The organism is Micromonospora sp. C81, from assembly GCF_018070425.1.
Classification (GTDB): domain Bacteria; phylum Actinomycetota; class Actinomycetes; order Mycobacteriales; family Micromonosporaceae; genus Micromonospora; species Micromonospora zamorensis.
On the sequence record NZ_JAGPXS010000009.1, the window covers coordinates 153,984 to 167,300 of the forward strand.

Genomic DNA, 13,317 nt, shown 5'->3' on the forward strand with positions numbered 1-13,317 from the left:
ACGATCATGCGGTGGCCGGCGACCCCGTTCCGACGCGGGGATAGCCCGGGGCGTGGCGCGCCCACGGGGCGGCCATCTCGAACTGGCCGGCCACACCGAGCAGCAGCAGCTCCGAGCCGGGCGGACCGACCAGTTGCACGGCGACCGGCAGGCCGTCCGGGCGCCGACCCACCGGCACCACGACCGCCGGCAGGCCGGCGATGTTCCACGGAGCGGCGTACGGGGCGTACCGGATGTTGGCTGTCATGTTCGCCCGCCAGGACCTCTCCGACCAGCGGGCCGCCTCGGGCGGCGCGGTGGCCAGCGCCGGGGTGAGCAGCAGGTCGACCGAGTGGTCGGTGAAGAAGTCGACCGACCGTTGCCGCCACGCGGCACGGTCGGCCTCCCGCACGTAGCCGCGGCGCTGCGCCCACTCACCCAGCGCGACGTGCCGCCGGGTACGCCGTTGCAGGCCACGCCGGTCCAGCCCGGAGGCTCGGACGTCGGTGGCGGCGGCGGCGAACCAGGTGGCGATGCCCTGCAGGCCGAGCGCGGTGGGGTAGACCGGGTCGGCGGGGACCGTGTCGTGCCCGGCGGCGGCGAGAAGCCGGCCGGCGGCGGCGACCGCGTCCCGGTTCGGCGCGTCGGGTGCGACACCGCGCACTGGCGAGCGCAGCGAGACGCCCACCCGCAGCCGCTGCGGCGGGACCAGCTTCTCGGGACGCCGACCGGCGAGCACCGAGAAGCCAACCGCCGCGTCGGCGACGGTGCTGGTCAGCATGCCGTGCTCGGTCAGACCGAACCAGTCGTCCGCGCCGAGCTGGCAGGGAACCACGCCGCGACCGGGCTTGAGCCCGACCAGGCCGCAACAGGCCGCGGGGATCCGGATCGAACCGAGGCCGTCGTTGCCGTGCGCGATCGGCACCAGCCCGGCCGCCACCGCGGCGGCCGCGCCACCGGAGGACCCCCCGGGGGTACGCGTGCTGTCCCACGGGTTACGGGTCACCGCGCTGTCGTCGTCGGTGAGTGCCCACAGCCCCAGCTCCGGCATGCGGGTCACGCCGAGGATGACCGCGCCGGCACCGCGCAGCCGACGCACCACCTCGTGGTCGGCCTCGGCGACGTCGCTGCGAGCGGCCGCCGACCCGTTCCAGGTGGGCAGGCCGGCTACCGGAGTGTTCTCCTTGACCGCCACCGGCACCCCGGCCAGCGGCAGGTTGGCCAGGTCCTCCTGCTCGTCGACCTTCTCCGCCTCGGTGATCGCCTCGCCGCCGCGAACGGCGCGGAACGCTGCCAGTTCGCGGTCGGCTCGGGAGATGTACTCGAGGTGGTCGGCGACGACCTGGGTGGCCGAGACGTCACCCCGGCGTACGCCCCGGGCGATCTGCTTGGCGGTCGTCCCGACCCAGGTCGCCTTGATGTCCTGCACGGCCATCCTCCCCAGCGGTCAGCCCAGCGCCTGCTCCAGATCGGCGAGCAGGTCGTCGACCGTCTCGATGCCGACAGACAGTCGCACGAGATCGCCGGGAACTTCAAGCGGCGAGCCGGCAGCACTTGCATGTGTCATCCGACCCGGGTGCTCGATCAGGGACTCCACGCCGCCCAGCGACTCGGCGAGCACGAAGAGCTTGGTGCGGTTGCAGATCTCGACGGCGTGGTCCTCACCGCCGGCGGCGCGGAACGAGATCATGCCGCCGAACCGGCGCATCTGCTTCGCGGCCACCTCGTGACCGGGGTGCGAGGGCAGCCCCGGGTAGATCACCTGGGCCACCTTGGCGTGCCCGTCGAGGTACGCGGCGAGCCGCTCGGCGTTGTCGCAGTGCCGGTCCATCCGTACCCCGAGGGTCTTGATGCCGCGCAGCGTGAGCCAGGCGTCGAACGGGCCGTTGATCGCGCCCATCGCGTTCTGGTGGTAGCGCAGCTCCTCGCCGAGTGCGGCGTCGGCGACGACGAGCGCGCCACCGACGACGTCGGAGTGCCCGCCGATGTACTTGGTGGTGGAGTGCACCACCACGTCCGCGCCGTGCGCGATCGGCTGCTGGAGGTACGGCGAGGCGAAGGTGTTGTCGACCACCAGCAGCGCGCCCGCGTCGTGCGCGACACCGGCCAGGGCGGCGATGTCGGCGATGCCGAGCAGCGGGTTGGTCGGCGTCTCCAGCCAGACGATCTTCGTGCGGCCGGGCTGCACCGCCGCCCGGATCGCGTCCGGGTCGGAGACCTTGGCCGGGGTGAACTCCAGGCCCCAGCGCTGGGCGATCCGGGCGAAGAGCCGGTACGTGCCGCCGTACGCGTCGTCCGGGATCACCACGTGGTCGCCCGGCTGGCACACGGCGCGCAGCAGGGTGTCCTCCGCCGCCAGGCCGCTGGCGAAGGCGAGGCCGACCGGCCCGCCCTCCAGCGCTGCCAGGCACTCCTGGAGCGCGTCGCGGGTCGGGTTGCCCGAGCGGCTGTACTCGTAGCCGAGCCGGGGCGCGCCGACGGCGTCCTGCGCGTACGTGCTGGTCTGGTAGATCGGTGGGATCACCGCGCCGGTACGGGCCTCAGGGTCCTGGCCGGCATGGATGGCGAGCGTCTCGAAGCCGTGGTTCATGCTCGTGAGGCTAATCCCCCGTCCCGAGGACTGGAACGGAACCCGCGCTCCCAGGCGGGGGCCGGACCAACCGGCCCGGCCCCCGTGCTTCCGGGGCCCGGTCAGGTGGCCGGGACGGGCAGGACGTGCAGGGTGGCCGGGTTGGCCCCGGTCCAGTCGTAGGAGACCGCATAGACCCGGGCTCCGTTGGGCGCCCAGGCCAACGCGCCCGGGCTGAGTTCGTCGCCCAGCTCGAACTGGGCCAACGCGGTGCCGTCCGACCGGAAGAGGAACACGTCCGGCGCGTACGTGGCGTCCGCTCCGGCGGCGATCCGGCTGCCGTCGCGGGACACCTCGACGGCATTCGGGTACGCACCGGTCTGGTAGGTCGCCGAGGGGATGCTGATGTCGGCGAACGGGAACGCCTGCACCTCGTACGGGGCACCGGAGGCGGTGTAGAGGGTGGTACCGGTCGGGTCGAGGGCGATGTCCTGCAGGTTGCTGCCGATCGCCGTCCAGTCGTTCGCCCGTAGCAGGGTCAGTGCTCCCCCCGCTCCGATCGCGTACGCGTAGACCGACGCCGGGCTCAACCCCGCCTGCCCGGCCAGCAGCACCGAACGGTTCTGGCTGGCAGCGGCCAGCAGCGGAGCGCCGTAGAAGTCCTGGGTGGTGGCCATCCCCGTGGTCACCCGGGCCGGCTGGCGTCCCAGGTCGATCCGGCCGATGTTGCCACCCCACTGGTCGCAGCCGTAGCCGAACCACAGGTACCGGCCGGTCAACGCCAGTGACGACGGGCACTCGCCCACGCCGGTGTCGTAGCGGGCCGACTCGATCAGGGAGCCGGTGTCGAAGGCGGCGATGGCGTTGGCGCTGGGCAGCGCCACGTAGAGGGTCTGCCGGTCGGCGCTGAGCAGCAGGTCGGTGGGGCCGGGCAGGTCGGCCAGGGTGCCGACGAGAGCGCCGGTCGCGCTGGTCACCACGACGTCGGTGGAGGAGCGGCCACCGCTGACGAAGACCCGGTCGCCGGCGGACACCACGTCGGCCACCTGGGTCAGCGGCAGCGGGGTGGCGGTCGGCGTGGCAGCCGCCACGGCGGGGCCCGGGAACGCGCCGGTGAGCAGCCCGGCGGTCAGTGCCGCCAGGGCCACGGTGGCGCCTCTTCTGATCTGCAAGGTTCGTCCTTTCGGAGCGCAGGTCACACCTGCACTGATTTATTTCGATAGATGAGTACCACAGGCGGTGCGGGCGTGGGGGGCCCGCGTCCCTCCGGGCCGCCGCCTAGCCTGGGCGGATGAGCGGGTGCGTGTTCTGCGGGATCGTGGCGGGTGAGGTGCCGGCCTTCAAGGTCGCCGACACCCCGGACGGGGTGGCGTTCCTGGACACTCGGCCGGTGTTCAAGGGGCATGTGCTGGTGGTCCCCCGGGTTCACCTGGTGACCCTGGCCGAGTTGCGGTCCGACCTGCTGCCCGGCTACTTCGCGCTGGTCCAGCGCCTGGCGGTGGCAGTGGAGACCGGTCTGGGGGCCGGTGGGACGTTCGTGGCGATGAACAACAAGGTGTCCCAGTCCGTCCCGCACCTGCACACCCACGTGGTTCCACGGACCAAGGGCGACGGACTGCGGGGCTTCTTCTGGCCGCGTACCCGCTACGAGGACGACGCCGACGCCCGGACGCACGCGGACCGGGTCGCCGCCGCACTCCCGGGCGGGGCCTGACTCACACCGGCGCGGGTAAGGAAGGTGGACCCACCGGTGTTACACGCTGGGAGAGGTACGAGAGGAGATCCCCACGTGTTTTTGCGCCGTATGAACGCCGAGATGGTTTCGCCCGACCAGGCCCTGCCGGGCCGTCCGATCGCCATGCCGGTCGCCGACCGCCACGAGGTGCTGGGCACCCCGCTGAAGGGCCCGTTCCCGGAGGGCCTGCAGGTCGCGGTCTTCGGCATGGGCTGTTTCTGGGGCGCCGAGCGGCTGTTCTGGACGCTGCCCGGTGTCTACACCACCTCCGCCGGCTACGCGGGTGGCGTCACCAAGAACCCGACGTACGAGGAGACGTGTTCCGGCCGGACCGGGCACGCCGAGGTCGTCCAGGTGGTGTACGACCCCAGCAAGATCACTTATGAGGACCTGCTGAAGGTCTTCTGGGAGAACCACGACCCGACCCAGGGCATGCGCCAGGGCAACGACGTGGGCACCCAGTACCGGTCGGCGATCTACACGACCACCGACGAGCAGCGGGCCATCGCGGAGTCGTCCCGGGACGCGTTCCAGCCGATCGTGACGCGCGCCGGCAAGGGTGAGATCACCACCGAGATCGCCCCGCTCGGCAGCTACTACTTCGCCGAGGACTACCACCAGCAGTATCTGGCGCCGACCAAGAACCCGAACGGCTACTGCAACCACGGCCCGAACGGGCTGAGCTGCCCGGTCGGCGTGGCCCGAGTCGCCGGCTGACCACCGCCACCTGCACCAGCGTGATGCCCGGCCGCCGATGAGGCGGCCGGGCATTCCCATCTGACCGTGTGATCGAAATCCGTTGCCGAGCCCGCCGGGAACTCGATAACGTGGCCGTACACGTGAAGGGAGGTGGTCCAGACTTGTATAGCAATCGGACTCGTGAGGTGGCTGTCAGCTAGCCGCTGTCCTCGACAGTGATCGGCCCGCCGCAAGGTGGGCAACAGCACCATCGTCGAGACCGTGTGGCAGCGGTGCGGCGAATCCACGACAGCCACCCGACCCCCGGGGTGCCGGCCAAGTCCAGCCGGCCCGCGCAACAGCGCGGAGCGCCCCGGGGGTCGCTCCATATCCGGAGGACCGGCGATATATCCGGAGGACCGGCGATGTCCATGCGCGAGCTGGTGGTGCTCGGGACGGCCAGCCAGGCGCCGACCCGTCAGCGCAACCACAACGGGTACGTGTTGCGCTGGGACGACGAGGTGATCCTCTTCGACCCGGGTGAGGGCAGCCAGCGTCAGCTCCTGCACACCAGTGTCACCGCCACCGACCTGACCCGGATCTGCATCACCCACTTCCACGGCGACCACTGCCTCGGCCTGCCCGGCACCATCCAGCGACTCTCCCTGGACCGGGTGCCACACCCGGTCGCCGTGCACTTCCCGGCCGGCGGGGCCGAATACTTCGCCCGGCTCCGGCACGCGACCTCCTTCTACGAGACCGCCGAACTCCAGGTGACCCCGATCGAGACGGACGGGCAACGGATCGCGCTGAGCTGCGGCACGTTGGAGGCACGCCGACTGCGGCACCCCATCGAGACGTACGGCTACCGGCTGGTCGAGCCGGACGGCCACCGGATGCTGCCGGAGAAGCTGACCGCGTACGGCATCGCCGGGCCGGCTGTCGGCGAGCTGATCCGCGTCGGGCACCTGGACCTCGACGGACGTCGCGTCACTCGCGACGAGGTGAGCGAGCCCCGGCCGGGGCAGCGGTTCGCGTTCGTGATGGACACCGGCCTCTGCGACGGGGTGTACGCCCTCGCCGAGCACGCCGACCTGCTGGTCATCGAGTCGACGTTCCTGGAGTCGGAGGCCGCGCTCGCCGCCGAGGTCGGCCACCTGACCGCGGCGCAGGCCGCCCGGGTGGCGACCGAGTCCGGTGTACGCCGGCTCGTGCTCACCCACTTCTCCCAGCGCTACTCCGACCCGCGCCGGTTCCACGACGAGGCACGCGCGCACTTCGACGGTGACCTGATCATCGCCGAGGACCTGACCGTGGTGCAGCTCCCACCCCGCCGGGTAGCCTCGGCCGGATGACCGTCACGCTCCGCCCAGCAACCGGTGACGACCTGATGGCGGTGGGCGCCCTGCACCAACGCTCCCGGGTCGCCACATACTCCTCGTTCCTGCCGGCCGAGGCGCTGGCCGACCCGACGCAAGAGGCGATGGGGCGCTACTGGGTCGAGCGGTGGCAATGGGAGCGGGACACCCACCGGATGTTCGTGGCCGAACGGGCCGGGACGCTGGCCGGGTTCAGCTACCTGGGCCCGGACGACGAGGACGACCCGGCCACCGGGCTGCTCAACGCGATCCATCTCGACCCGGTCGAGCAGGGCCGGGGCGTCGGCCGCGCGCTGATGGTGGACGCGCTGGACGCCATGCGGGCGCGAGGATGGCAGCGGGCGGTGCTCTGGGTGCTCCGGGACAACTCCCACGCCCGCGCCTTCTACCAACGCGGCGGCTGGACCCCGACCGGAGCGGAGCGTGAGGAGCAGATCGGCCTTGCCCCCACACTTCAACTGCGCTACGCCCGCCCTCTCTGAGCAGTCCTCGCCCGCGCCTTTGCTCTGCTTACCAATAAGCACCAGCGGTGGCCGTGACCGTGACCGTGGCCGTGATCGTGGGTGGTGCGTATGCGTATGCAGAGCAAAGGGCGCGACAGGGCGCCCGGCGCCCCGCCCGCAGGCGGGGCACCGGGACGGGACTCAGTGGGCGCCGAGGTGGGCCAGGAGGTCCTGGCGGGTGAGGACGCCCTTGGGCTTGCCGTCGACCAGGACGAGCGCGGCGTCGGACTTCTCCAGCAGGCCGACGGCCTCGCTGACCGGCTGACCGCCACCGATCATCGGCAGCGGGTCGCCCATGTGCCGCTCGATGGTGTCGTGCAGGTGGGCCTGGCCGGTGAAGAGCGCGTCGAGCAGGTCCCGCTCGGCGATCGAGCCGGCGACCTCACCGGTCACCACCGGCGGCTCGGCCTTGAGCACCGGCAGCTGCGAGACGCCGTACTCCCGCATGTAGTCGATCGCGTCACGGACCGTCTCGGTCGGGTGCACGTGCACCAGCTCGGGCAGCGCGCCCGGCTTGCTGGCCAGCGCGTCGGCCACTGTCGGCTCGGCGCCGGAGTTGTCGAGGAAGCCGTACCGGGCCATCCACGAGTCGTTGAAGATCTTCGAGAGGTAGCCCCGGCCGCCGTCCGGCAGCAGCACCACCACCACGTCGTCCGGGCCGGCCTTGCGGGCGACCTCCAGCGCGGCGACCACCGCCATCCCGCAGGAGCCACCGACCAGCAGCCCTTCCTCACGGGCCAACCGCCGGGTCATCTCGAAGGACGCCTTGTCGGACACCTCGACGATCTCGTCGGCGACACCCTGGTCGTACGTCTCCGGCCAGAAGTCCTCGCCGACGCCCTCCACCAGGTACGGACGGCCGGTGCCCCCGGAGTAGACCGAACCTTCCGGGTCGGCTCCGATGATGCGCACCCGACCCTCGGAGGCCTCCTTGAGGTAGCGCCCGATGCCGGAGATCGTGCCGCCGGTGCCCACGCCGGTCACGAAGTGGGTGAGCCCGCCCTCGGTCTGCTTCCACAGCTCCGGGCCGGTGGTCTCGTAGTGCGAGCGCGGGTTGGCCGGGTTGCTGTACTGGTTGGGCTTCCAGGCGCCGGGGATCTCCCGGGTCAGCCGGTCGGAGACGTTGTAGTACGAGCGCGGGTCCTCCGGAGCGACAGCGGTCGGGCAGACCACCACCTCGGCGCCGTATGCCCGGAGCACGTCCTGCTTGTCCTGGCTGACCTTGTCGGGGCAGACGAAGACGCACTTGTAGCCCTTGAGCTGGGCCACCAGGGCCAGCCCGACGCCGGTGTTGCCGCTGGTCGGCTCGACGATGGTGCCGCCGGGCTTGAGCAGGCCGGCGGCCTCGGCGTCCTCCACCATCCGCAGCGCGATCCGGTCCTTCACCGAGCCGCCCGGGTTGACGTACTCCACCTTGGCCAGCACGGTGGCCTGGATGCCCTCGGTGACGTTACGCAGACGTACCAGCGGGGTGTTGCCGATCATGTCGACGACGTTGTCGTAGTACTGCACGGTGTGCCCTTCGTTGCGGCGCCGGCGACCGCGGCCGGGCAGACGTTTCCTCGCGTCCAGCGTACGTGCCGTCAGGGCACCAGCCCCCCGGGGATGACCGAGCTGCGGCGGGCTTCCCACTCCAGGAAGCGATCGGTCTCGGCGAGCACGCTGCCCGCCAGCCAGGTGATCATGACCGCGTCGTCGGCGAGCCCGAAGATCGCCAGCGGGATCTCCGGCAGCAGGTCGATCGGCGAGACGATGTACGCCGTGGCGGCGGTCATCAGGGCCAGTCGCAGGCCGCCGTCGTACTCCCCCTTGGTGGTGGCCCGGATCATCCGGGGCAGCGCGGCCAACCGCGTGCCCAACGACGGCCCACCACGGGCCCCAGCCGCCAGTGCCCGCGCGAGGGCCGTGAACGCCGCGCTGCGCTTCAGTGTCTTCCCCATCGTCGCGCTCCTCTCCGCCGGATCAGCGTGGCGGGTCGGCGCAAGTCGGCCGGCCTCTCCTGGACAGATACCCCGTCGCGTCGGTTTCCAGGCACCTGAGTGGCGTCGCGACGACAGCGGCGTGTCGGACCGGCGCGATAATGTCGTGGTATGGGGGTGGCTGATTCCGTCGTACCCGGCGGAGAGCACTGGCGGCAGGCCCGGCGGTTCGCCCGCCTGGCGGCCATCGGGACGGGTGCCACCGCGGCGGCCGCGGTGGCGACCGGCGGCGTGCTGCTCGGCCAGGCCCGGCAGGCCCGACGCACCATCCCGATGGCCGAGGCACCGCCGCCACGCTGCGACGGGACGTACGGCGCAAAGTTCCCCGGTCCCGCGCTCACCATGGTCGTGCTCGGTGACTCCTCGGCGGCCGGCTACGGGGTGCACCGTCGCCGGGAGACACCTGGCGCGCTGCTCGCCACCGGCCTGTCCCGTCGGCTGCACCGACCAGTGCGACTGCACCGCTTCGCGGTGGTCGGTGCCATCTCCTCGGCGCTGCGGCACCAGGTGGAGGCGGCGCTGGAGTGCCGACCCGACATCGCGGTGATCCTCATCGGCGGCAACGACATCACCAACCGCACCCCCCGTGGGCTGGCGGTGCGCTACCTGGTCGAGGCGGTGCACACGCTGCGCGACGCCGGCTGCGAGGTGGTCGTCGGCACCTGCCCTGACCTGGGCGCGATCCGCCCGATCCAACCGCCGCTGCGGTGGCTGGCGCACCGGTGGAGCCGCCAACTCGCCGCGGCCCAGACGGTCGCGGTGGTCGAGGCCGGCGGTTGGACGGTCTCCCTCGGTGATCTGCTCGGCCCCCGGTTCACCGCCGAGCCGACCCGGATGTTCGCCTGGGACCGGTTCCATCCCTCCGCCGAGGGGTACGCGATGGCCGCTGCAGCGCTCCTGCCGACGATGCTCTCCGCGCTCGGCGCTGGGCAGGAACGACGGGCCACACCGACCCGGGGCGAGGGCGTACGGTCGCTGCCGGAGGCCGCGCAGCAGGCGGCCCGGCACGCCGGCACGGAGGTCAGCGGCACCCAGGTCCGGGGCCGCGACCGAGGGCCGGCGGGCCGGTGGGCGCAGTTGCGCCGGCGGGCGTTCTTCGGTGTCGGTGCGGTGCCGCACGGGTCCGCCTCGGACACCTCGACAGTGGAGGGACTGGCATGAACGAGCGCAGCGAGCGGGGCGTGATCTCCGGCCTCGCCGGCCGACTGGGTCGGGCAGCGGCGTTCTCGCTGCTCACCGGCACCGTCGGCGGTGCCGCCGTCCTGGCCGGCGAGGCGTTCGTGGCCCGGCACCGGCGGTACGCCCAACCGGAGCTGGGGCTGGCCCTGCGGGCCACGATCGGCCGGGCTGGCGCTCCGCCGTTGCGGCTGGTGCTGCTCGGTGACTCGTCAGCGCTGGGCGTGGGTGTCGACCGGCTTGAGGACACCATCGGCGGGCAGTTGGCCAACCTGCTCGCCGAGGGCCCGACGGGCCGGCGGGTGCACCTGTCCAGCGTCGGCGTCTCCGGGTCCCGTTCGACCGACCTGGCCACCCAGGTGGCCCGGGCCCTGCTCGGTGAGCGGCCCGACGTGGCGCTGATCCTGATCGGCGCGAACGACGCCACCGGGCTGCGCCGGCCGGTCGACTCCGCGGCCTATCTCGCTGCCGCGGTGCACCGCCTGCGGGAGGCGCGGGTCGAGGTGGTGGTGGGCACGTGCCCCGACCTCGGCGCGGTGCGTGCCATCGCGCCTCCGCTGCGCCAGGTGGTCGGCTGGTCCGGGCGGCGGATGGCCCGTGCGCAGACCACGGCCGTGCTGGACGCTGGCGGCTCGGTGGTCGACCTGGGCACCGAGACCGGGCCGGTGTTCCGGGCCGATGCGGGGACGCTCTGCCACGACGGCTTCCACCCCTCCGCCGACGGTTACCGGGTGTGGGCGCACGCGCTGCTGCCCGCCGTCGCCGCCGCCGCGACGGTCGCCACCCGGCGCTAGATCGTTCCCGGTCAGGGTGACATTTCCCGCCGCGCCGGCTTCTTCCGCGCATGTTACCGGCGGGTTAACGTTGGTCCATGCCGATTGAGTCGTCCCGCGACGCCGTCATCGTCGCCACCGCCCGCTCCCCCATCGGCCGGGCGCACAAGGGGTCCCTGCGCGACGTCCGTTCCGACGACCTCGCCGCGACCATCGTCCAGGCCGCCCTGGACAAGATCCCCCAGCTCGACCCGACCACGATCGACGACCTCTACCTCGGGTGTGGCCTGCCCGGTGGCGAGCAGGGCTTCAACATGGCCCGGGTGGTGTCCACACTGCTCGGTCTGGACACTGTGCCCGGCGCCACGCTGACCCGCTACTGCGCCTCGTCGTTGCAGACCACCCGGATGGCGATGCACGCGATCCGGGCCGGCGAGGGCGACGTGTTCGTCTCCGCCGGCGTGGAGATGGTCTCCAGCTACGCCCGGGGCAGCTCCGACGGGCTGCCTCCCGATGCGCAGGCCCTCGTCGGCGGCGGCTGGGAAAACCCGCGCTTCGGCGCGGCGGCCGAGCGCTCGAAGCGCCGTGCACAGGGCGGCGCCGAGGTGTGGACCGACCCGCGCGAGGCCGGTGAGCTGCCCGACATCTACCTGACCATGGGGCAGACCGCGGAAAACCTGGCCCAGGTGCACGACGTGAGCCGCGCCGACATGGACGAGTTCGGCGTACGCAGCCAGAACCTCGCCGAGAAGGCCATCGCCGACGGCTTCTGGGCCCGGGAGATCACCCCGGTCACCACGCCGAACGGCACCGTGGTGAGCACCGACGACGGTCCCCGTGCCGGCGTCACGCTCGACGCGGTCTCCGGTCTCAAGCCGGTGTTCCGCCCGGACGGCCGGATCACCGCGGGCAACTGCTGCCCGCTCAACGACGGCGCGGCCGCCGTGGTGGTGATGAGCGCCCAGCGGGCCGAGGAGCTCGGGCTCACCCCGCTGGCCCGGATCGTCTCCACCGGTGTGACCGCCCTGTCGCCGGAGATCATGGGCCTCGGCCCCGTCGAGGCGTCCCGGCAGGCCCTGAAGCGGGCCGGCATGACCATCGACGACGTCGACCTCGTGGAGATCAACGAGGCGTTCGCCGCTCAGGTCATCCCCTCCTACCGCCAGTTGGGCATCCCGGAGGAGAAGCTGAACGTGATGGGCGGCGCGATCGCGGTCGGTCACCCGTTCGGCATGACCGGCGCACGGATCACCGGCACCCTGCTCAACGCCCTCGAGTGGCACGACAAGACCATCGGTCTGGAGACCATGTGCGTCGGCGGCGGCCAGGGCATGGCCATGGTGCTCGAACGGTTGAACTGACCTCAGAGCGCGCTGCGGGTCGCCGCCACCTCGGCGGCGGCCCGGGCCAACGCCTCGGCCCCCGGGTCGGCGGCCAGCAGGTCCGCTGTCACCACCCTTAGCTGATCGGGCAGGGCAAGGTCGTTGTCGAGCCGGGGCACGACCCGACGCGGCTCTGCCTCGGCGTCGGCGTCCAGGTTGGCGATCTCCTGCACCAGACGGTGCACCAGGTCGGCGCGGGACACGTTGCCGGCGGTCGCGATGGCCGACCAGCGCGGCTGCTGCCAGTGCACGATCTGACGGACCAGCAACTGCATGGCCTTGTCCAACTCCGCTGCGCTCATCGCCGCCGAGTCTACGGCCGACACCGACCGCGCCTGGTCGGCCCGGTCAGCGGCGCAGGTAACTGAGCAGCCGCAGCAGCTGCCAGTAGAGGAACACCAACCCGGTGAGCAGGCCGAACGCGCTCAGCCACGCGTACCGGCGGGGTCGACCGTCGAGCACCGAACGCTCGACGAGGTCGAAGTCGAGGATGAAGCTGAACGCCCCGGCGATGATGGCCACCACCGAGAAGGCGTACGGCAGCCAGCCGACCTCCCCGCTGACGCTGTAGACCTCCAGCCCCGGTCGCCCGGAGATCAGGTACGACACCAGGTTGACGACACTGAGCACGGCGATGCCGAGCAACGTGCCGATCACCAGACGAGCCAGCCGGGGCGTCGCCCGGATCACCCGGGCCCGGTAGAGCGCCGCCATGCCGAGGAAGACGCCGAAGGTGCCGGCCACCGCCTGCACCACGATGCCCGGATAGACCTGCTCGAACGCGCGGCTCGCCACCCCCAGCAGCAGGCCCTGGAGCAGGGCGTAGCCGACGATCGGCACCGGGTTGGTGATCCCCCGCAGCGAGATGACCAGGACCAGCGCGATCGAGGCGAGGGCGCTGCCGGCCAGCGCGGCACCCAGCCAGGCCACGTCGGGGATCACCACCCAGGACACCGCCGCGGTCGCGCCGGTGACGACCAGCAGTCCGACGGTACGGACCACCACGTCGTCGACAGTCATCGGCTCGACGTCGCGGGAGCCGAGCACCCGGGCCTCCACCCGGCCGGTCTCGTCCAGCCGGTTGAGCACCGGGTTGTTGCTGCGCACCGCCGCCTCCTTCGCCCGCGTACCCCAGGGCGTGTGTCAAAGCCCCTGGCCGGCCTG

13 protein-coding genes and 1 pseudogene are annotated in these 13,317 nt (G+C 72.1%); 7 read left to right on the forward strand and 7 right to left on the reverse strand.

From position 1 onward, the window contains the following. Positions 1-4: 4 nt before the first annotated feature. From KBX46_RS17230 to KBX46_RS17240, 3 genes are all read right to left on the reverse strand, one after another. On the reverse strand, positions 5-1,414 hold the full coding sequence (locus KBX46_RS17230) for an amidase (protein WP_088946263.1): 1,410 nt from the start codon (positions 1,412-1,414) through the stop codon (positions 5-7). Positions 1,415-1,426: 12 nt separating this feature from the next. Further along, positions 1,427-2,569, reverse strand: a complete 1,143-nt coding sequence (locus tag KBX46_RS17235) for a cystathionine gamma-synthase (protein ID WP_210793226.1) — start codon at positions 2,567-2,569, stop codon at positions 1,427-1,429. Between the two features lie 101 nt (positions 2,570-2,670). Beyond that, positions 2,671-3,720, reverse strand: a complete 1,050-nt coding sequence (locus KBX46_RS17240; protein ID WP_210793227.1) for a hypothetical protein — start codon at positions 3,718-3,720, stop codon at positions 2,671-2,673. A 119-nt stretch (positions 3,721-3,839) separates the two neighbouring features. On the opposite strand from KBX46_RS17240, the gene KBX46_RS17245 reads away from it, so the two are divergent. From KBX46_RS17245 to KBX46_RS17260, 4 genes are all read left to right on the forward strand, one after another. Next, positions 3,840-4,262: an HIT family protein gene (locus tag KBX46_RS17245; protein WP_210793228.1), complete on the forward strand. Its 423-nt coding sequence runs from the start codon at positions 3,840-3,842 to the stop codon at positions 4,260-4,262. 75 nt (positions 4,263-4,337) lie between these two features. Next, positions 4,338-5,000 carry a peptide-methionine (S)-S-oxide reductase MsrA gene (gene msrA, locus KBX46_RS17250; protein WP_088946259.1) on the forward strand — a complete coding sequence of 221 codons (663 nt, stop codon included), beginning with the start codon at positions 4,338-4,340 and terminating at the stop codon, positions 4,998-5,000. 386 nt (positions 5,001-5,386) lie between these two features. Beyond that, positions 5,387-6,316 carry a ribonuclease Z gene (locus KBX46_RS17255; protein WP_210793229.1) on the forward strand — a complete coding sequence of 310 codons (930 nt, stop codon included), beginning with the start codon at positions 5,387-5,389 and terminating at the stop codon, positions 6,314-6,316. Then, positions 6,313-6,822, forward strand: a complete 510-nt coding sequence (locus KBX46_RS17260; protein WP_210793230.1) for a GNAT family N-acetyltransferase — start codon at positions 6,313-6,315, stop codon at positions 6,820-6,822. Before KBX46_RS17255 ends, KBX46_RS17260 begins: the two co-directional genes overlap by 4 nt. A 162-nt stretch (positions 6,823-6,984) precedes the next feature. Here the strand turns inward: KBX46_RS17260 and KBX46_RS17265 are convergent, their stop codons facing one another. Then, complete coding sequence (locus tag KBX46_RS17265; RefSeq protein WP_210793231.1) at positions 6,985-8,355, reverse strand: cystathionine beta-synthase; 1,371 nt, start codon at positions 8,353-8,355, stop codon at positions 6,985-6,987. Between the two features lie 71 nt (positions 8,356-8,426). Next, the gene (locus KBX46_RS17270; protein ID WP_088946255.1) at positions 8,427-8,783 is read right to left on the reverse strand and encodes a YkvA family protein; all 357 of its coding nucleotides are present in this window, start codon (positions 8,781-8,783) and stop codon (positions 8,427-8,429) included. A 150-nt stretch (positions 8,784-8,933) separates the two neighbouring features. On the opposite strand from KBX46_RS17270, the pseudogene KBX46_RS17275 reads away from it, so the two are divergent. From KBX46_RS17275 to KBX46_RS17285, 3 genes and pseudogenes are all read left to right on the forward strand, one after another. After that, positions 8,934-10,012: pseudogene (locus KBX46_RS17275) on the forward strand (SGNH/GDSL hydrolase family protein); the annotation flags it as partial. Further along, positions 10,004-10,792 (forward strand): SGNH/GDSL hydrolase family protein, encoded by a 789-nt coding sequence (locus KBX46_RS17280; protein ID WP_370453071.1) that lies wholly within the window; start codon positions 10,004-10,006, stop codon positions 10,790-10,792. The pseudogene KBX46_RS17275 and the gene KBX46_RS17280, both read left to right, overlap by 9 nt. A gap of 77 nt (positions 10,793-10,869) precedes the next feature. Beyond that, the gene (locus KBX46_RS17285) at positions 10,870-12,132 is read left to right on the forward strand and encodes an acetyl-CoA C-acetyltransferase (protein WP_210793232.1); all 1,263 of its coding nucleotides are present in this window, start codon (positions 10,870-10,872) and stop codon (positions 12,130-12,132) included. Positions 12,133-12,134: 2 nt separating this feature from the next. Here KBX46_RS17285 and KBX46_RS17290 read toward each other — a convergent pair whose 3' ends face one another. Both KBX46_RS17290 and KBX46_RS17295 read right to left on the reverse strand, forming a co-directional pair. Then, positions 12,135-12,455: a hypothetical protein gene (locus tag KBX46_RS17290; RefSeq protein WP_247667671.1), complete on the reverse strand. Its 321-nt coding sequence runs from the start codon at positions 12,453-12,455 to the stop codon at positions 12,135-12,137. 46 nt (positions 12,456-12,501) lie between these two features. Further along, on the reverse strand, positions 12,502-13,260 hold the full coding sequence (locus KBX46_RS17295) for a Bax inhibitor-1/YccA family protein (RefSeq protein WP_141907922.1): 759 nt from the start codon (positions 13,258-13,260) through the stop codon (positions 12,502-12,504). Positions 13,261-13,317: the final 57 nt, after the last annotated feature.